This window comes from Blautia sp. MSK.18.38 (assembly GCF_024460535.1).
In the GTDB taxonomy this organism is placed as follows: domain Bacteria; phylum Bacillota; class Clostridia; order Lachnospirales; family Lachnospiraceae; genus Blautia_A; species Blautia_A fusiformis.
Genome location: NZ_JANFYP010000005.1, coordinates 135,438 through 154,176, shown reverse-complemented (window position 1 = coordinate 154,176; position 18,739 = coordinate 135,438). Strand labels below are relative to the sequence as shown.

Below are 18,739 nucleotides of genomic sequence, written 5' to 3'. Positions count from 1 at the left end.
CAATGAGTATTATAAGGAGACTTGCCACAGTGCAGGTCTCCTTTTATAATGGAAGAAACGCGATAAGAAAAGAAGGGAAAGATGCATGCTTAAACGAACAGCCATACGGGCACTTTGTAATACAACGGCATATCAGAGAGGCCTTGATATTTACCGTACCGGAAAGAGGATCCAGTCGCTGGATATTAAGTCGGAAGGAGCTGTGGATAAAATATCTGCAGCAGTGAAGGGAAGTGGGCGTAATGTATACAATACAGGCTTTCAGTATGATACAGAAGCGGACCGCATAAAAGAAGCATACTGTGACTGCCCGGCCTTTCGCAGCTATTCCGGGATCTGTAAGCATTGCGTGGCAGTGCTTCTGGAATATGGAGACCGTAAGGCCTATGAGCGTGTGGAAATCCGCAGACAGCAGGATGAGGAACAGAAGCAGGCAGAGTTATTCAGCGGAACAGCATTTCCGGCTGCTTTATCCGGACCAGGGCAGCCTGCAACGAAAACCACCGTTGAGCTGAAAAGCCTCCTTAATCGCCAGCTATACAGCCGTATGCTTCCGTTTTCCGGGGATCCGTATTTTGGCAGGGTGGAGCTGGAAACCTGCCTGAAATTTAATTCTGTGAGAAATTGTTTTACCGTGGAATTCCGCGTTGGCTGTGAGAAAAAATATATCCTCAAGGATGTGTTGGCCTTTGTGTGGAATCTGGATCATAATGAGAAGGTTTCTTATGGAAAAAATCTGGAATTTATCCATTCAGATGAAGCCTTTTCAGAAGGATCCAGAAGCGTGCTGGCCTTTATCCGGGAATGGGTCGAGAATCATCACGGCACTTACATGTCCAGATATGAACAGCTGAAGAATATAGCTGTGGAAAAGGTGAGGGATCTTACCGTTGACAGAAAAGAACTTGAGGATCTGCTTCTTATACTTGGCGAAAAAAGTTTCAAGTTCAAAATGAACAATGATCCGGAAACAACATGGCATTCTGTCAGAGAAATTCCGGACAGGACGCTGATGATCCGGAAGAAGGATCAGGGGTTATCTCTTGAGATCGCGCCGGTATACAGTGTGACAGGCATACGGTATCATATGTATTTTGATAATGCGAAGGTATATCTGGTTTCCAGGCAGGAGCTTGGAGCAGTGGAGGAATTTGTTGCTTGTCTGGAGCGGCTTCCTGCAGGCCGAGGCTTTATTGATGAACCGGATGTGCCTGCGTTTGTGCGTGAGCTGCTTCCTTCCCTGAAAAAATTTTTTCACTGTGATCTCAGGGATTTCCCGGAAGAAACAGGTCTTGAATGCTACAAGGCTGCATATGAGATCTATCTGGATGCGCCGGAGCGTGACTGGATCACCTGTAAGGCATTTTCTGTTTACGGGAAGGATAAATTTTCGGTTTTTGACCGAGATGTGTCTGCCCGCACCAGGGATATTCCGGGAGAGCTTGGTGTGTTTGCGCTGCTGTCAAAATATTTTAACGGATATGATGACCAGCGGATGGAGCTGGCATTGGATTGTCGTGCCGAGGAACTGGAATCTTTGTGCAGGGAAGGTTCAGGGAAACCCGACAGTGTGAAAGATTCCGAAGAAAAGCTCTACCAGCTTCTTACTGAAGGGATCCCCGCCATGCAGAAAGTTGCAGCTGTCTATATTTCCCAGTCCATCAAACAGATGAGGGTGACAAAGCTGCCAAACATCCGTCTTGGCGTTTCTCTGTCAGCCGGACTTCTGAACCTGGATCTGGATGTGGAGGGGATGGATCAGGCGCAGCTTTTTGATATTCTTTCCAGGTACGATCGCAGGAAAAAATATTTCCGCCTGAAGGATGGCAGCTTTCTGGATGTTTCCGATGGTCAGCTCAGGGAGCTTTCTGCTCTGAAAAATGGACTGCAGATCAGTGATCGTGAACTGAAAAAAGGAAAGACTCAGGTTCCGGCCTATCGTGCTATGTATCTGGACAGTCAGCTGAAGGGCGGCGATCTGATCAAGGTAGAGAAGGACAATGCCTTTCGTGCGTTGATCCGGAACATGCAGACAATGGAAGAACATAAATTTCAGATTCCCAGGGAGCAGGAAAAAATCCTCCGGGGCTATCAGAAAGAGGGCTTTTACTGGATCAAAACTCTGAAGCATAATCAGTTTGGAGGGATCCTGGCAGATGATATGGGACTTGGAAAAACCCTCCAGGTGATCACATTTCTCTGGTCAGAATTTCAGGAATCTGCGCCGGGAGAAAACAGACGTGCCCTTGTGATAACGCCTGCTTCGCTGGTGTTTAACTGGATGAACGAGATCGAACGTTTTGCGCCGGGACTTCCGGCTACCGTTGTGACTGGTGATGTGAAGGAGAGGAAAGCACTGATCAAAAATGCGGGAGAACGGGAGGTTCTGATCACCTCCTATGACCTTCTGAAACGGGATCTGAAGGCTTATCAGAACCTGGATTTTGCTGTGCAGATCATTGATGAGGCGCAGTATATCAAGAATCACGGAACTCAGGTGGCAAAGGCTGTGAAGGAGATCCGGTCGGAATTCAGGCTTGCGCTGACCGGTACACCGGTGGAGAACAGGCTCAGTGAGCTGTGGAGTATTTTTGATTTTCTGATGCCGGGTTTCCTTTATTCTTACGAAAAATTTCGTAAGGAAATCGAACTTCCGGCTGTGCAGTACAGCAATTCCGATGCGATGGAGCGTCTGCAGAAAATGATCCGTCCTTTTGTGCTGCGGAGATTGAAGAGGGATGTGCTGAAGGATCTTCCGGATAAGCTGGAAAAAGATATGTTTTCCCCGTTGGAAAGCGAGCAGAAGGAGCTGTATGAGGCCCATACGGAACGGCTTCGCCTGATGCTTGGGATGCAGTCGGATGCGGAGTTTCGCACTTCTAAACTGCAGATCCTTGCAGAGATCACGAGGCTGCGGCAGATCTGCTGTTATCCGGGACTGGTATATGAAGGATACAAAGGGAATTCTTCCAAGCTGGAGATGTGCATGGAGTTGGTTCAGAATGCGGTGAATGGCGGACATAAGCTCCTGTTGTTTTCCCAGTTTACTACCATGTTGGATGTGCTGGCTGTCCGTCTGAAAAAAGCAAAAGTTTCTTTTTATATGTTGACCGGATCGACTTCCAAGGAAAAACGGGCGCAGATGGTACATGCATTTAATGAGGATGATACTTCTGTTTTCTGCATTTCTCTGAAAGCAGGAGGAACAGGCCTGAATCTTACGGCAGCTGATATTGTGATCCACTACGATCCCTGGTGGAATCTTGCTGTGCAGAATCAGGCAACAGACCGTGCCCACCGCATCGGTCAGCAGAACGTTGTCAGTGTCTACCGCCTCTTTATGAAAGACACCATAGAAGAACGAATCCGGGCTCTTCAGGAAAGAAAACGGGAACTGGCTGATGAGATCTTAAGCGGCGAGGGAATCGGCCAGGCTTTGATCAGCAGAGAGGAAGTACTGGAGCTGCTAGGCAGGTAAAATTCTTAACTGAATCAAGTAAGTTCCTTGCTTCAATTACGAAAAGCAATACGCGGTGAGGGGACTTGCTTGTATCAGGAAGAGTGCAGGCTGTGAATATCCGCCTGATTCAACAAAAACACCCCCGATGGAAATCGCGTGTGTAAATCACATACGATATCCGTCAGGGGTGTTTTATTTTATGCAAAAAACTTATCGTACAGACCAAAGAAGAAGATAAACAGAATGATCAGCGGCAGGATATAAGTGATGTATCCGCGCATCCATTTCCGGATCTTCATGCCTTTTCCGGTGTTGGCTTCTTCTGTGAAGTTTTCCCAGCCCCAGCCCCGTTTGGAAACACAGAAAAGCAGGTATACAAGAGAACCAAGCGGGAGCAGAATGTTGCTTACCAGAAAATCTTCAAGGTCGAGAATTGCGCCGCCGAATACCTTGAGCCAGTCCCAGGACCATACATTGTATCCAAGTACGCATGGCAGAGACAGAAGGATGATGGCGATGGCATTTACAAGACTGGATTTTTTTCGGCTCCAGCCGGTAAGCTCCATACCGCAGGAAATAATATTTTCAAATACAGCCAGGATGGTAGAGAAAGCTGCAAATGACATAAAGATAAAGAACAGGCTTCCCCACAGTCTTCCAAGCGGAATGTGGTTGAAAATATTCGGCAGTGTGATGAAGATCAGGCTCGGTCCGGAAGTCTGGTCAACATTGAATGTGAAACATGCCGGGAAAATAATAAGTCCGGAGGTGATCGCAACAAAAGTATCCAGAAGCGCAATATTCATGGATTCACCAAGCAGTGCATGATCTTTTCCGATGTAGCTTCCGAAGATAGCCATAGCACCGATACCAAGGCTGAGAGTAAAGAATGCCTGGTTCATAGCACCGGTAATGGTAGAAATAATACCGATCTCTTTCATACGCTCGAAATCCGGGATCAGGTAGAATTTCAGTCCCTCTTTGGCACCATCCATGGTAAAACTGTTGATGGCAAGAACAACCATGATCACCAGAAGAGAGATCATCATAACCTTGGTAACTTTTTCAAGGCCGTTCTGAAGACCGCGGGAGCAGACAAAAACACCTGCAATAACAACAACGATCATCCAGAATCCCATAGTAACGGGCTGGCCAAGCATGTTGGTAAACTGTCCTGCAACACCGTCGGAATCAAGTCCCTGGAATTTACCGGTGGCTGTCATATAGAAGTAATTCAGCATCCAGCCTGTAACAGTGGTGTAAAACATCATCAGGAGATAACATCCGATCAGAGTGATATATCCATGGATGTGCCATTTCTGTCCTGGTTTTTCCAGTGCGTAATATGCTTTGACAGGACTCTTCTGGCTGGCACGTCCAACAGAAAACTCCATAGTCATAACAGGAAGTCCAAGAAGGGCCAGGAAGATCAGGTAAAACAGTACGAATGTGCCGCCACCGCCCTGTCCGGCCATGTAAGGGAATTTCCAGACGTTTCCGATTCCGATGGCACAGCCAGCAGAAATCAGAATGAATCCCAGACGGGATCCAAGTTTTTCTCTTTCTTTCATAACTCACCTCATTATTGCAGTATGGTAAACTGCTATTTGTATAAAGTCGCAGGTTTTATCTTAACACATTCCGGGATATTGCACAATAAAAAGAACTTGCATTTTACATAAAACATATGTTAGAGTAAAATGTAATTTTAATAAGATGAAGCGGTGAAACGTTACGCTTTAATGAGATAAAGATCATATGCCGATAGAACCTGGATAACTGTTCTTTTCAGTCAGGGATACAAAGTTTTTCGGAGAGATCCCGTAATATTTCCGGAAACATTTACTGAAATATCCGGAATCAGAAAATCCGCATAAAGAAGCTACATTTTGAATGGAAGGGCTGTCTTCCAGAAGAAACTGTCTGGCTTTTTTCATGCGGCAGACATTGATATATGAGGTAAGTGTAACTCCGGATTCCTGACTGAATACAGTAGAGAGATGCTGGGGATTGACAAAAAAATGGGAAGCAATGGTTTCAAGACGAAGATCCGGCTGATTAAAATTCAGACAGATATATTCCTGAACCTGGGATACAAGAGCTGACTTCCGCGGATTTTTTTCATCAGCAAGAGAATCCAGAACTGCCTTGCAGGTAGACTGGAGCAGTTGTTTTAACTGCAGGGCACTCTGGCAGTTCTGGTAAGTATTCAGGGCGTTTTCCAGAAGAGGAAAAAGCGTTTCACGCTGACTGCACTCCGTGATAAAACCGTCAAGTACAGTAAGAAAAGCAGCAGCTACACTCCAGGTCTGCCGGATATGGATTTTTTTGGTGATGATATCGTTGAAATATTCATCAATATATTTACAGAGAGCCGGTGAATTTTGCTGGCGCAGAAAGATCAGGATATCATTATAAACCAGAGGCTTTAATGTAAAATCACCGGAATGGGACTGGGGCGTGAAATAAAGAAATCCGGAAGAAGACGCAGTTCTGTTATGAAAAACAGAAAGAGCCTCTTCATAGGAATAGCGGATTCCTTCCACGCCTTCATGAGGTGTTCCACAGCAGAAAAAAGTGGAAATCTGTGCGATATTATCATATATCCCGGCAAGTCTGAGACAGGATTGTTCCAGATCGGTAAAAGAAAAATCAGAGCTTTTTTCCATGATGATATACTGTCTCATCTGAGAATAGTCAATGTAAATAAGCTCTTTGCACACAGGCTGTAAGATTTCCCTGCATATATTTTCCAGGATGGTGTGGAGCAGAGAAAAATCACCTTTTTCATCCCATATTTCCGGATTGGCATTGTGGATCTCCATAAGAATGGTAAGATAATCGGAAGTTTTATGAACCGGAATTTTTTCCAGATCATCCGGGGAAATGGTTGTTCCACTGATCACTTTCTGGAAGAAATTAAGCTGCATTTGTCGTGTATACAGATCGCGGAACTGAAAATAATTATTCACATAACTGTTTCTGGAATTTTCCTGATCGATCTCGTCACTTACTTTCTGGAGTGTCTCCATAAGCTCCCGGTGATCCAGTGGCTTCAGGAGGTATCCGCGGACCTGAAGAGAGATGGCTTTTTTGGCATAGTCAAAATCTTCGTATCCTGTGGAAAGGATGAATCTGGTATGACAGTCTGTTCCAAGAGCTGCAATCATATCCAGACCGCTCATAACCGGCATGGATATATCCACAAGGGCAATATCGGGTTTGACATTTTCAATAAGCTGGATTCCGGCCTGTCCGTTATTAGCTTCCCCTGCAATGTTATAAATGTTTTGTTTTTCAAGAAAATTGATCAGAGATTTTCTGAAAAAAATTTCATCGTCAATAATTACGAGTGTTTTCAATTTATATTTCCCCCTCAATCAGATTTTTTTGTCAGGTATTACTATGGTTACAGTGGTTCCCTTTTCAGGTGAACTTTCGATGGTGAGTCCGTAATTCTCACCGTAGAGAAGAGCAATCCTGTGGTTGATACTTGGAAGCCCGAAAGAATGTCGGGCAGTTTTGAAGTCTCTGATAGAACGGTTAAGTTCGGCAAGTTTTTCCGGCGGGATACCGGAACCATTATCAGAAACAGAAATACAGATGGTACCATTTCTGATAGAAACATTTAAGTGAATATGGCATATCTGGCTGGTAAGTCCGTGGACAAAAATATTTTCCACAACAGGCTGTATGGTCAGCTTGGGTATCTCTGCCCCATGATCCTCCCAGGACGGCTCATAGGTGATCTCGTAATCAACAAAATCCATATACCGCAGATTCTGGATATAAAGATACTGTTCTGTAAGAAGCAGCTCCTGGCGCAGAGGAATGATAAACTGTCCCTTTGAAAGAGAGTTTCTGTAGAAAGATGACATGGAAGACACTGCTTTTACTGCAGTATCATTCATGTCAAGTTCTATGAGAGACTTGATGGTGTTTAAAGTATTATAAAGAAAATGGGGATTGATCTGGGACTGTAAAAGACGTACTTCCATTTTCTGTTTGGCATTTTGTTCCTCATAGATATCGTTAAGTAATGTCTGGATCTTCTGCATCATAAGGTTAAACTGGTTATAGAGAACTGCAAGTTCATCATTTGAAGAGTAACTGGCAGAAATATTCAGCTTTCCGGCAGACGCAGATTTCATTTTTTCTACAAGTTTCTGTATAGGTGCGGTGACAGTACCTGTACATAATATGGAAAAAAATACAGATAAAATAAACACTACAATGCTGATCAGAAGAATGTTGTGCAGGATCACCATATGATCCAGAGTCAGGCTTTCCAGAGGAATCAGGTTGATCACATTCCAGTTCAGGTCAGGATAGGATTTGCAGATAAAAAGAGTGTCAGTGCCGTCTACGGAAAAAAACTGCCTGTCGGTTTCTGTCAGGGTTTTATAATTCTCTGAACTGATTTTTGTATAGGATGAGAAGTCTTTATAAATACCTCCGGATGAAGAAGAGGAAAGTATCTGTCCATTTTCATCAGTAATATAGAAATCCCTGGAAGAGCTGTCCGGAAGGTCGCGGAATGCAGAGGAAATATTTGTTTCTCTGATCAGAAGGACCAGGGCGCCCAGATATTTGGTGTTATCAATGTTTGTAATACTTTTTAAGGCTACAAAGGTTGGCTCCCCACTATCTGGAAGGGTCCGAGAAACTGAAAGGCCAGATTAGTCTGAAGGCTGTCAAGGACTTCGGGACCTAAAATGGAATCAAGCTGATCTGTTTCTGTGGTACTGCTGTGAAACCAGTGGTTTTCTGTATCCAGGATATCCCAGGCATAGATGTTTTTGTGAAGTCCGATGATACGCTGGGCCTGGTCTGTAAGCTCGGAATTTACCAGAAAATGTTCCAGTGTGTTTTCGGGAACTGTGGGATTTTCTTTTAAAACATCGGCGATATTGCTGTTGATGGAAAGGGTGATGGCATAGTTTGATATATTATCGATCTTTTCTCCAAGGTTGCTGGTGATCAGGGATAGCTGCTGCTGACTGGAAAGTGCGGCACGCTTGATCAGTACTTTTTTGGATGCAGTATAAAAAAACACGGAAGTAAGCATGAGTATCAGAGAACTGAGCAGCAGATATGTAATAAAAAGCCTGCGTTTCAGACTGATTCCTAAAAATAAGTGAAACACCTTTTTTTTCAGATTTTCTATCATGGAATCCCCCCTCTGGTTTTATTGGCTACATTATATAATAAGGGAAAAATTCTCACAAGTGTGGGGGAAAGATTGGAGAAAATATTCCAGGTACAGCGAAGATTTTCCATGTATTTTTCCGGACGGATTTAATATAATGGTCTCATCGATAAGGAAAGCGGAACAAAATATTCAATCCGGATGAATAGAAATGTACCAAAAGGAGGACGAAAATGAAATTAAAAAAAGTGATGGCTGCTACACTTGCCACAATGATGTGTCTCTCTTCATTCAGCATGATGAATGTGTGGGCAGATAAAAAAGAGGATTCCGAACCACTTGTGATCAATTATATCAGTGCCAGGGGCGAAACAGATGCGGCACTGAAAACATTGAAGAAGCTTGCAGAAGATTATAAAAAAGATCACCCGGATTTTGAATTCAATGTAGAGTCTATTGCAGACAGAGAAACATATCTTCAGAAGATCAAGATCCTTGCATCCAGCAATGAGCTGCCGGACTGGTTTGACGCAGATCCGGAGGCATTTTTTGAAGGACTTTGCAAAAAGGATCTGATCTACAGTGTGGATGACCTTTATGATGAACTGGGTATCAAAGACAAGTTCTTTGATATTGCACTGAATTATCCGAAACTCAGTGACGGAAGCAATTACCTTATGACCTGGCAGGGAAATGTAGAGTATTTCTGGTATCACAAAGACATGTTTGAAAAAGCCGGAATTACTGAAACACCTCAGACACTGGAAGACCTCCTGGATGTGTGCAAGAAGCTGAAAGATGCGGGAATGACCCCGATATCCGCAGGAAATTACGACATGATCATGCGTTATCCTGCATTTAAGGCTTTCAGACTGGAAGGAAATGACTTCATTGACAATGCAAGAATGGGAAAAGAAAAATTTAATTCTGAGACAGGTATCGCAACAGCCCAGTATACACAGGATATAGCCCAGTATTTCAGTGAAGGATGGACAAGTTCAGATGCTACCGCACAGATGGATCTGTTTCTGAACAGTGGTGCGGCAATGTTATACACCGGAACATGGGATACACCGGATCTTACAGATGATGAGGGAAATCTTAAAGATGACATTTCCATGTTCAAACTTCCTGTAGACAGCGAAGGAACCGCTACAGGAGAAAATGATTACTATGCGAATTGTGGAATCGGAACTGCCATTCTCAAGGATTCCATGAGTGATGAGATGAAAGATTTCATCAGTTATGTATGGGATAATTTTGCTGATACGGCAATGTATGAGTTCAATATGCTTCCATCCATGATGCCAAGTGATTCGGAGAAGCTTCCGGAGCTTACACAGCAGATTTTAAGTGATCTTGAGAACTGCGGCACTTTTGCCCAGTGCTGGGATGTTCGTCTGGATCCTTCTACAAACGAGGTTTACAGAAAAGAGTTGGCAAGCCTTGGAATGGGAGAATCAACTCCTGAAGAGTTCTGCGAAAACATGGACAAAGCTGTAGAACAGTATGCATCTGATTATTTTGACACTGAAGAATAACTGAGAGAATACGCAGATGCGGAATTTTATCTGCATCTGCGTATGAAAGGGGAGAGGATATGAAGCCCAGAAATAAAATCCAGCCTTTACCGTTTGTTCTTCCTGCACTGTTCGTATATATTCTTACTGTTATCATCCCAATTCTGTGGTCAATGGGTTACAGTCTTTTTTCCTGGAATGGAATCGGTGATATGAAGTTTATCGGACTGGAAAATTATGTGAGGATGTTTCAGGATGAGACATTTCGTGAGGCTGTTGTAAATAATCTTAAATTTGTTGTATTGGGAAGTTTGTTCCAGTTATGTGCAGGACTGATCCTGGCAATTTTGCTTACACATATTTCCAAAGGTGGAAATATTCTGCGGGTTATTTATTTTATTCCATGTATCATTTCATCTATGGCGATCTGCCAGATTTTTTCCAAAATGCTTTCTGTCCAGCCCCAGGGCCTGGTTTGCTATGTGATGGAAAAACTGGGAATGGAACCTATCGCTTTGCTGGCAAATTCCCATACAGCGCTGATTACCATAACCCTGATCGATGGATATAAATACTGTGGTCTGTACATGATCATTTTTTATTCCGCATTTGTATCCATATCAAAGGATGTGATCGAGGCATCTACAATGGATGGCTGCAATGTTTTTCAACAGTATCGTTACATAAAGCTTCCACTGGTGAAAAATATATTCAGCATTGTCATTGTAATGCTTGTAAATGGTTGTCTGAAAACCTTTGATGTATTCTATATTCTTGACAATAAATCCAGATCAACAGAGATGGTGGCAACTTATATGTATAAAACCGCTTTTAATTCGGCTGACTTTGGCTATGGAAGTACACTGTCCGTTTTTCTGGTCATTGAATGTCTGGTAGCAGTAGGGATTATACAGAAATGCCTGGGATCGGCGAAAGGAGATGGGTCAGAATGATAAAATCAAGAAAAAATATACCTATTCGTGCTGTGTTCTATGTAGTGATCCTTATTTTTGTCATGATACAGGTCTACCCTATTTTCTGGGTTATCTGCTCCAGTCTGAAAACACCGGATGAAATGACATATACTGCACAGTATGCCCTGCCATCAGGATTTTATCTTGGAAACTATATCAGCGCACTGACGATCTCATCCATTCCAAGATATTTTCTTAACAGTACGGTTGTGGCAGTTCTCACACTTCTTGGCATCGTAGTCCTGGGATGCCCGGTTGCATTTGTGATCAGTAAGGTAAAGGTAAAATATGCCAATGCACTGATGGCATTTTTCCTGTTTGGAATGATGGTGCCTATTTTTTCCTGCCTTGTACCCATGTTCCAGATTTATAACAGGATCGGACTGAGAAATACATACTGGGCACTGGTGCTTCCGCAGATCGGGTTCGGACTTCCAATGTGTATCTATCTTTACACCGGATTTTTTAAATTTATGCCGGATTCTCTTCTGGAAGCGGCAGTTATTGACGGTGCCACAATGGGAACCACATTCCGCAAGATCGTGGTACCTATGGCTAAAAATACTACAATGACAGTTCTTACATACAATTTTGTTTTTGTATGGAATGAATTTACCTATGCCAATACGTTTATCTCATCTTCTGATATGAAAACTCTGCCAATTGGCCTGAATGACTTTGTGGGGCAGTTCGGAAGAGTGGACTGGGGAAGTACATTTGCGGCGATCGTAATATCGATCTTGCCTACACTGATCGTGTATTTTATTCTTAACAGGAACATAATCGAAGGTATGGCTGCAGGTGCGGTCAAGAGTTAGGAGGCTGAAATGGAAACAAGGATTGAATTGAAACAAGGATGGAAAATTTTGCAGGATGTTCATGATACAGGGGAAAAGATCGGGCTTTATGCTGCCAGGGAAGCAGATACTTCCGTAGGTTCCCAGGTGTCTGAATGGGAGGAACTGGAGGAACTGAAACATCTGCAGCTTATCTATGCCAGACAGCCATATTTCGGGCGTGAACTGAGATATTTCAATCAGGCACCCTGGTGGTACAAAACAGAGTTTGAAGTTCCGGATCAGAAAGTTACGGATGCTGTCCTTAAATTTACCAATGTGGATTATTATGGAAAAGTATGGCTTAACGGAGAATTTCTTGGAGAGCATGAAGGATATTCCGCTCCATTTTCCTTTAATGTAAAAGATAAGCTTGTTTTTGGAAAGAAAAATTATCTCATTGTAAAGGTAAGTTCTCCATGGGATGATGAGGTGGAGCTGGATGCACAGGATTCCAGAACCACCCTGGTAAAAAGAAATATGGTAAAAGGTACCTACGAACATTCTGATACATTTATCCAGAGAGATGTAAATCCTGTAGGAATCTACGGAAAAGTGGAGCTGATCCTGACAGAAGAAGGTGTTCTGGAAGATCAGACAGATCTGAAGTATGAACTGGATCCAGATGGAAAGAAAGCAGACGTATATGTGGAAACTGAAGCGCGAGGTCTGAAATCCGGGGAGACATATGATTTTAATGTAAAGATCCGGGAAAAAGAGTCCGGTCTTATAAAGGCAGAAAAAACTGTTCAGATAATGGCAGAGAAAGCAGAGACAGGCTTTAAATGTGAGCTTAAAGTGGAAGATGTCAGACTGTGGTCCACATGGGATCATGGTTATCCCTGGATGTATCAGGCAGAACTTACGTTAAGCAGGGGAAAAGACATACTGAGCAGCAGAACAACGAATTTTGCTTTCCGGGACATTCAGATTGAGCGTAATGAAAAAATAACAAGATTCTGGCTTAATAACAGGAAACTGTATATAAGAGGAACCTCTTATTTTCCGGATTGTTATATTTCCGCAATGACAAGGGAACGGTACCTGAGAGATCTTCTTAATGTAAAGGCGGCAGGTTTTAACCTGGTACGAGTACATGTCCACACAGAGCAGGAAGTTTTTTATGATCTGTGTGACGAGCTGGGAATTGCAGTTCTTCAGGATTCGGAGTACAATTGGACGCATCCTTCAACAGATGAATGGGCGCAGAGATTTGCAGATGTTTACAGAGAAAATGTGAAACTTCTGAAGCATCATCCGTCTCTGATCTGCTGGATCATTATGAATGAACCGGGATGTGTTGATCCGGATGGAAATGTGAGAAGGAGATTTATGGAGGAAAATCCGGGACCTGCTCTGTATAGGGAGGTACAGAAGATGGATCCGGGCAGACCGATCATCAAGGGTTCTTTCTGCGAAGATGATCCGCTTAGCGGGGACAGCCACAATTATCTGGGTTCTTTAAGCGGTGGAGAATATGCAGATATTTATGAGCAGACAGAAAAGCTGAATACAGAGTACGGATTTGATGCACCGGGCAGCAGTGAAAATCTGAAAACTGTTCCGGCGGTATATCATCGTCTGGAAAAACTGGTGGATGATATCCCGAAGATCCAGGAATATCAGTATAAGCTTCTGAAATATTATACAGAGCATTACAGGATCCAGAAATATGAACCTTGCTCAGGATATGTACAGTTTATGTTTATCGACCTGTGTCCTCAGAGCTTCTACGGTTTATATGACTGGTGGGGAATTCCCAAAAAGGGTCTTCAGGCTATACTGGAAAGCAACGCACCAGTGGGTGTTTTTGCAAAGCACAAAGACCATCTGGACAGTCTGTATATTGTAAATGATACAGATGGAGCTCTGGGAGAGTGTGAACTTACATGGATCATTACAGAAACATTGAACGGAGAACTGGTGGAAAAGGGAAGTGTTAAAGCAGAAGTTCCGGCAGACAGCCGTGTCATGGTAAAAACCTTTGAGAAAGAATACGGAAAAGGCAAGAAGTGGAACCTTACACTAATTCTTTCTGATAATAGCGGTAAATGTATGGCAAAGAATACCTATCAGGATATCTGTACTTTGCTTTCAAGAGTTGATGGGCATCCGGACCGTATGAGCCATGAGTTTGGAATGAGACTCTACTGGGCCTGAGCTATCTGCAGCTCACAGGCACTTTCATCCTTGACTTGTACCAAAAATCACAACATGTTATACTTTGTGTATAAAGGAAGATTTTCGGCGTGGAAGGAGCGATATTATATGCGTTTACAGAAAGTACAGGATGCTCTGAACAAAAAAAATATCAAATTCGAATACACAGAGGAAGATGGTTGCGGAAGTCTGGATTTCATGTTCCGTGGACTGAAATTCCATGTATGGGAATACGAGGACAACGGTTGGGGTGCCGAGACCAATATTTATGCGGCTGGAAGAAGTGAGGACATTGACGGAGATTATGAAGAGAAGATTTCTGCAGAGATTCTTTCCTGGCCGGATATGATCAATAACTGAATATAATAATATTGAATAAAGTGGCTGTAACTGAACGAATACGCTCAGTTACAGCTACTTTTTATCGGAGAAAAGTTTTCTGAAGAACTATAGCTGTACGTTCAGGTATTCACTGGGAAACATCTGACAGTTCTTTTTAAAAACCTTGCTGAAGTAATTTCCATTGCTGAAACCAAGATGCCAGGCAATGTCGTCGAGAGTTATATCCGTAGACTGCAGAAGCCGTTTCACCTCGGTGAGCTTTAACTGCATAGCATAGGAAAAAAGATTCTGACGTTTTTTTAAAACAATCTGGACAGATGCTCCTTACTTAGAAAAAAGATTCTGCAATATCGGCCAGGGAGATATTTTCCAGATAATGTGCATTGATATAATCAAAAACATCACTGATTACCCTACTGGTGAATGCAGAGCAGGGTTCGGGTGATGAAGCAGAATCGGAAGTCCCAGTTTTGCCTGCTTCACTTTCCAACTGAGAAATTGTGGCTGAAAGCGCATTGTTCAAATTCTGGGGATCAACAGGCTTCAGTATGTAATCAATAACACCAGCCTGGATCGCAAGTCTTGTATATTTGAAATCGCTGAATCCGCTGATCACACTGATTTTGCTGTCGATGTGAAGTTCTTCCGGCTTTTTTTAGAGCTGTATTCCGTCCATGACGGGCATTTTCATATCTGTGATAATAATGTCAGGATGCTCTTTGAGAATGATCTTCAGGCCATCTTCGGCATTATCTGCTTCCAGAAGATCACTGTTTGCTCGGATTTATCCCATGGTGTTTTGAACTTCCGGATAAGGAATATGAAGAAGCTTGGGAGCAGATTATGAATGTCTGTGGAACGGTCCATCTTAGCCATTTTCAACGACACAGACACAGACAGCAATGGCAAATCTTCTGAAAGATTATCCGCAGACTTATGTGACAAATATGGTCTATCCGTAAGGTTTTTGGTTGTTACTGAAAAAGATTTCATGGTTCAGGATTCCACATCAGTGACATTGATCTCATCCTGGAATCCGTCCGTATAATGCAGTTTATAATCTTCTGTGATAAAAACGGCCTGCACTCCTTTTTTCTCCGCAAATTTCAGTCCGTCCTCCAGACCAAGGGCGAAACAGGTGGTGCTTAAGGCATCGCCGTCCACAGACTGGTCGGAGATGATCGTCACAGAAATCAGGCCGTTATCATAAGGATAGCCGGTTTGGGGATTCAGGATATGATGATATAATTTACCGCCCTGCTTAAAGCACCTCTCATAAATTCCGGAGGATACAACAGATTTTCCGGTGATATCCATAACGGCTTCGGTTTCGTTGCGATCTGCAAAGGGCTTCTGGATGCCTACTTTGAAGGGAGTGCCGTCAGGCTTCGAGCCGATGCAGAGGACATTGCCGCCAAGGTTGATGATAGCACTGTTTACGCCTTTTTTTACCAGAAAATCTTTCAGGCGGTCTGCAATATAGCCTTTGGCAATGGCGCCTACATCGAACTGGATGTCATCAGAGGGAAGTGTGATATCCTGCCCGTCAATGGTGACGCCGTCGGAGCTGCACAGGGGGAGAACTTTCTGAATATCTGCATCATCCGGAACCTTCGGATCTTCTGCTGTGAAATCCCAGAGAGAGGTCAAAGGCGCAATGGCGATGTCAAAGGCACCGTCGGATTCCCTGGTGATATCGAGTCCTTCGGAAAGCAGAGCAGCAAGGTATTCGGATATATGCCAGGTGTTTGTGGTGCCATTGACCTGGTAGGGAGTGGTCTGAGTTTCAATGGTTTGATTTGATACAACGGAATCTGATATCCGGTGATTTAATTTATAAAGCTCGCTGTTCTCATTTGTCCGGCTGAAGATCAGCTCATACCTATCGCACAGTGCCAGACAGTCATCCAGGAGGGACTTATCCTGGGAATCGTAAATGGTGATCTGTATGGCTGTGTTCAATTTGATGCTGCTGATGCTGATAGGCTCCTTCTCGGTGGCAGTGCTGGTGCCAGTGGTATTCTGGCAGCCTGTGAAAAGGAGCATTGGACAGACAAGAACTGTGCACAATATTAAATAGAAGAAACGGGAATGCGAGCGGCTTCTTTTGGAATGAAAAAAATAAGTTGACATAATATTCTCCTGTTTTCTGATTGACTGACTTAACTGAAGAGCATTTATTTGATGCAAATCTATGTAGTACATGTGGATGGGGTTATTCACTTAACCGGATCAAGCAGCGACGCGGATTGCGGATATACGCTTGACCGACATCGGACAGATTTATGAAATCTCATTATACCATGTATTTCTGAAATCAGAAAGGCATATGCCTGTCGCAAAAATCATTGTATTTTGCAATAATATAAGATATAATTTCTCCGAAAAAAGGACATATTTGCTATGGATCCGAATGATTGACCGGAATTTTTACAGATAAAAGGAGAAATTTTTCATGATAAAAGTAATTGCAAGTGATATGGATGGCACACTTCTTGGTGATGACCATAGAATCGCACCGGAAACCCTTGCGGCGGTCAGGCGTGCCTGCGATGCGGGAATCCGCTTTATGGTTGCCACCGGCCGGAATTTCCCCGGTGCCATGGAGGAACTGAAGGGAACAGAGCTGACCTGTGATTATGTGGTGAGCAGCGGTGCTGAAGTACGGAATCCGCAGCAGGAGGTTGTAAAGAGTACACCGATCTCTATTGAGCTGTGTGAGGAGGTCTACAATACGGCAAAAAAATACCCGGTATCTGTAGCATTTTTTACGGATCGCTATGATTACCGTATTGGAACAAAGAAGGAAATTGAAGACGGGATCATTCAGCAGATCCGTCTTTTCAATATGGACATAGATACCAGCGAGGAGATTGTACGGAAATCCCCGCAGTACCGCAGAATCGCCGGAAACACGAAAGGGATTTCCGATATCCGTTCCCTGGAGAGCAGCGGTGCGCCGATATATAAGATCTTCATTTTTGCGGCAGATGTGGAGCAGCTGGAGAAACTCAGCGATGAGCTGAAAGAAAATCTAGCCGTTGCAGTGGCTTCTTCCTTTATATATAATCAGGAGATTACAGCAGTAGAGGCGCAGAAAGGCCCGGTGCTGAAAGAATATATCGAGTCTCTGGGTTATACCATGGATGAGGTGATGGTCCTTGGTGACAGCCTTAATGATTATTCCATGATTTCCATGGATTTCGGCGCAACTGTTGCAATGGAAAACGCAGTTCCGGAGATTAAAAGAGCAGCAAAATACATCACAAAGAACAACAATGAATTTGGTGTGGCCTATGCTATTGATCAGGTTCTGGAACGCCAGGGAAAATAGTTTTTCCCCCTTTTGAAAAAGTGTCATATATATTATAATGTAGAAAGATGAATACAGAAAAGCGAAAGGCTTGCATTCCGGTGTATGAAGCAGAGTGGAATGAGAAGTTTCGCTTTACAAAAAACACAGACAAAGAGAGGAAATCACGATGGAAAAAATGAAAAATGTTTATATTATGGATCACCCGCTGATCAAACACAAAATTTCAATGCTCCGTGATAAAAATACAGGAACAAACGAGTTCCGTAAACTGGTGGAGGAAATCGGAATCCTGATGGGATATGAGGCGCTTCGTGATCTTCCTACAGAGGAAGTGGAAATCGAGACACCGATAGAAACCTGTAAGACACCGATGATCTCAGGTAAGAAGCTGGCAGTGATCCCGGTCCTCCGTGCAGGACTTGGAATGGTAAACAGCATTCTCACACTGGTACCGTCTGCAAAGGTCGGACATGTGGGACTTTACCGTGATCCGGTAACACATGAGCCCCATGAGTATTACTGTAAGCTTCCTGAATCTATTGACGAGCGTATTTCAGTGATCGTTGATCCGATGCTTGCAACCGGCGGTTCTGCCGAAGCTGCCATTGATTTTGTTAAGAAACAGGGCGGAAAGAATATCAAGTTTATGTGCATCATCGCAGCTCCTGAGGGACTGAAACGTCTCCATGAGGCACATCCGGATGTACAGATCTACTGCGGTTCCCTTGATAGAGAGCTCAATGAGAACGCTTATATCTGCCCGGGACTTGGTGATGCCGGTGACAGAATTTTTGGTACTAAATAATTTTGAAAAAATCTTAAAAAATACTTGACACACCCGGCACTGTTATGGTATTGTACCTAAGAACGCTGCCGAAGACAGTAGGTGCCGTAAGGCATAAGGATCAAAACGCCTACCGAGGTCCAAGTATTCTGAGTTAAGATTACACAAGGCCTTATTGCGAAGCAGTAAGGTCTTTTT

The 18,739-nt window shown here is 43.4% G+C and carries 16 protein-coding genes and 1 other annotated feature (1 of these 17 running past the window's edge); of the genes, 8 read left to right on the top strand and 8 right to left on the bottom strand.

The annotated features are described in order from the left end of the window. Positions 1 to 85: 85 nt before the first annotated feature. Positions 86 to 3,478, top strand: coding sequence for a DEAD/DEAH box helicase (locus NE638_RS05165; protein ID WP_173745859.1), 3,393 nt, complete (start codon positions 86 to 88; stop codon positions 3,476 to 3,478). Between the two features lie 179 nt (positions 3,479 to 3,657). Here NE638_RS05165 and NE638_RS05160 read toward each other — a convergent pair whose 3' ends face one another. The 4 genes from NE638_RS05160 to NE638_RS05145 all read right to left on the bottom strand — a co-directional run bounded on the left by NE638_RS05160 (position 3,658) and on the right by NE638_RS05145 (position 8,630). Continuing rightward, positions 3,658 to 5,031, bottom strand: a complete 1,374-nt coding sequence (locus NE638_RS05160; RefSeq protein ID WP_110103604.1) for a sodium-dependent transporter — start codon at positions 5,029 to 5,031, stop codon at positions 3,658 to 3,660. A 183-nt stretch (positions 5,032 to 5,214) separates the two neighbouring features. Continuing rightward, entirely contained in the window at positions 5,215 to 6,822 is a 1,608-nt protein-coding gene (locus NE638_RS05155; protein WP_021976598.1) for a response regulator, read from the bottom strand. A gap of 18 nt (positions 6,823 to 6,840) precedes the next feature. Beyond that, positions 6,841 to 7,770, bottom strand: coding sequence for a sensor histidine kinase (locus NE638_RS05150; protein ID WP_173745858.1), 930 nt, complete (start codon positions 7,768 to 7,770; stop codon positions 6,841 to 6,843). A 314-nt stretch (positions 7,771 to 8,084) separates the two neighbouring features. Next, complete coding sequence (locus NE638_RS05145) at positions 8,085 to 8,630, bottom strand: hypothetical protein (RefSeq protein WP_173745857.1); 546 nt, start codon at positions 8,628 to 8,630, stop codon at positions 8,085 to 8,087. A gap of 212 nt (positions 8,631 to 8,842) precedes the next feature. Here NE638_RS05145 and NE638_RS05140 point away from each other — a divergent pair, with 212 nt between their 5' ends. From NE638_RS05140 to NE638_RS05120, 5 genes are all read left to right on the top strand, one after another. Next, positions 8,843 to 10,150 (top strand): ABC transporter substrate-binding protein, encoded by a 1,308-nt coding sequence (locus NE638_RS05140; RefSeq protein WP_059086656.1) that lies wholly within the window; start codon positions 8,843 to 8,845, stop codon positions 10,148 to 10,150. 59 nt (positions 10,151 to 10,209) lie between these two features. Next, positions 10,210 to 11,082: a carbohydrate ABC transporter permease gene (locus NE638_RS05135; protein WP_015526310.1), complete on the top strand. Its 873-nt coding sequence runs from the start codon at positions 10,210 to 10,212 to the stop codon at positions 11,080 to 11,082. Further along, positions 11,079 to 11,921, top strand: a complete 843-nt coding sequence (locus tag NE638_RS05130) for a carbohydrate ABC transporter permease (protein ID WP_021976595.1) — start codon at positions 11,079 to 11,081, stop codon at positions 11,919 to 11,921. The genes NE638_RS05135 and NE638_RS05130 overlap by 4 nt, the downstream gene beginning before the upstream one ends. A gap of 9 nt (positions 11,922 to 11,930) precedes the next feature. Beyond that, positions 11,931 to 14,099, top strand: a complete 2,169-nt coding sequence (locus NE638_RS05125; RefSeq protein ID WP_092069699.1) for a glycoside hydrolase family 2 protein — start codon at positions 11,931 to 11,933, stop codon at positions 14,097 to 14,099. Positions 14,100 to 14,207: 108 nt separating this feature from the next. Beyond that, entirely contained in the window at positions 14,208 to 14,459 is a 252-nt protein-coding gene (locus tag NE638_RS05120) for a hypothetical protein (RefSeq protein ID WP_044961921.1), read from the top strand. A gap of 87 nt (positions 14,460 to 14,546) precedes the next feature. Here the strand turns inward: NE638_RS05120 and NE638_RS18200 are convergent, their stop codons facing one another. The 4 genes from NE638_RS18200 to NE638_RS05105 all read right to left on the bottom strand — a co-directional run bounded on the left by NE638_RS18200 (position 14,547) and on the right by NE638_RS05105 (position 16,574). Next, a complete protein-coding gene (locus tag NE638_RS18200; RefSeq protein ID WP_227945655.1) occupies positions 14,547 to 14,750 on the bottom strand; it encodes a helix-turn-helix domain-containing protein in 204 nt (67 codons plus the stop codon). 19 nt (positions 14,751 to 14,769) lie between these two features. Beyond that, complete coding sequence (locus NE638_RS05110) at positions 14,770 to 15,057, bottom strand: hypothetical protein (protein WP_129975543.1); 288 nt, start codon at positions 15,055 to 15,057, stop codon at positions 14,770 to 14,772. A gap of 39 nt (positions 15,058 to 15,096) precedes the next feature. After that, positions 15,097 to 15,204, bottom strand: coding sequence for a response regulator (locus NE638_RS18390; RefSeq protein ID WP_180211352.1), 108 nt, complete (start codon positions 15,202 to 15,204; stop codon positions 15,097 to 15,099). Between the two features lie 233 nt (positions 15,205 to 15,437). Further along, on the bottom strand, positions 15,438 to 16,574 hold the full coding sequence (locus tag NE638_RS05105; protein ID WP_173745856.1) for an FAD:protein FMN transferase: 1,137 nt from the start codon (positions 16,572 to 16,574) through the stop codon (positions 15,438 to 15,440). A gap of 322 nt (positions 16,575 to 16,896) precedes the next feature. Between NE638_RS05105 and NE638_RS05100 the strand changes: the two genes are divergently transcribed. After that, complete coding sequence (locus NE638_RS05100; protein ID WP_173745855.1) at positions 16,897 to 17,775, top strand: Cof-type HAD-IIB family hydrolase; 879 nt, start codon at positions 16,897 to 16,899, stop codon at positions 17,773 to 17,775. Positions 17,776 to 17,932: 157 nt separating this feature from the next. Next, positions 17,933 to 18,562 (top strand): uracil phosphoribosyltransferase, encoded by a 630-nt coding sequence (gene upp, locus NE638_RS05095; protein WP_044961929.1) that lies wholly within the window; start codon positions 17,933 to 17,935, stop codon positions 18,560 to 18,562. A gap of 50 nt (positions 18,563 to 18,612) precedes the next feature. After that, positions 18,613 to 18,739: a sequence feature (ribosomal protein L10 leader region), on the top strand (it continues 10 nt past the right edge of the window).

Excerpts from the sequence above, each read along its gene's own strand:
- NE638_RS05145 (WP_173745857.1), bottom strand. The coding sequence starts at position 8,630 with ATGATAGAAAATCTGAAAAAAAAGGTGTTTCACTTATTTTTAGGAATC.
- NE638_RS05160 (WP_110103604.1), bottom strand. The coding sequence starts at position 5,031 with ATGAAAGAAAGAGAAAAACTTGGATCCCGTCTGGGATTCATTCTGATT.
- NE638_RS05120 (WP_044961921.1), top strand. The coding sequence starts at position 14,208 with ATGCGTTTACAGAAAGTACAGGATGCTCTGAACAAAAAAAATATCAAA.
- NE638_RS05125 (WP_092069699.1), top strand. The coding sequence starts at position 11,931 with ATGGAAACAAGGATTGAATTGAAACAAGGATGGAAAATTTTGCAGGAT.
- NE638_RS05100 (WP_173745855.1), top strand. The coding sequence starts at position 16,897 with ATGATAAAAGTAATTGCAAGTGATATGGATGGCACACTTCTTGGTGAT.
- NE638_RS05140 (WP_059086656.1), top strand. The coding sequence starts at position 8,843 with ATGAAATTAAAAAAAGTGATGGCTGCTACACTTGCCACAATGATGTGT.
- NE638_RS05130 (WP_021976595.1), top strand. The coding sequence starts at position 11,079 with ATGATAAAATCAAGAAAAAATATACCTATTCGTGCTGTGTTCTATGTA.
- NE638_RS05105 (WP_173745856.1), bottom strand. The coding sequence starts at position 16,574 with ATGTCAACTTATTTTTTTCATTCCAAAAGAAGCCGCTCGCATTCCCGT.
- NE638_RS05135 (WP_015526310.1), top strand. The coding sequence starts at position 10,210 with ATGAAGCCCAGAAATAAAATCCAGCCTTTACCGTTTGTTCTTCCTGCA.
- upp (WP_044961929.1), top strand. The coding sequence starts at position 17,933 with ATGAAAAATGTTTATATTATGGATCACCCGCTGATCAAACACAAAATT.
- NE638_RS05165 (WP_173745859.1), top strand. The coding sequence starts at position 86 with ATGCTTAAACGAACAGCCATACGGGCACTTTGTAATACAACGGCATAT.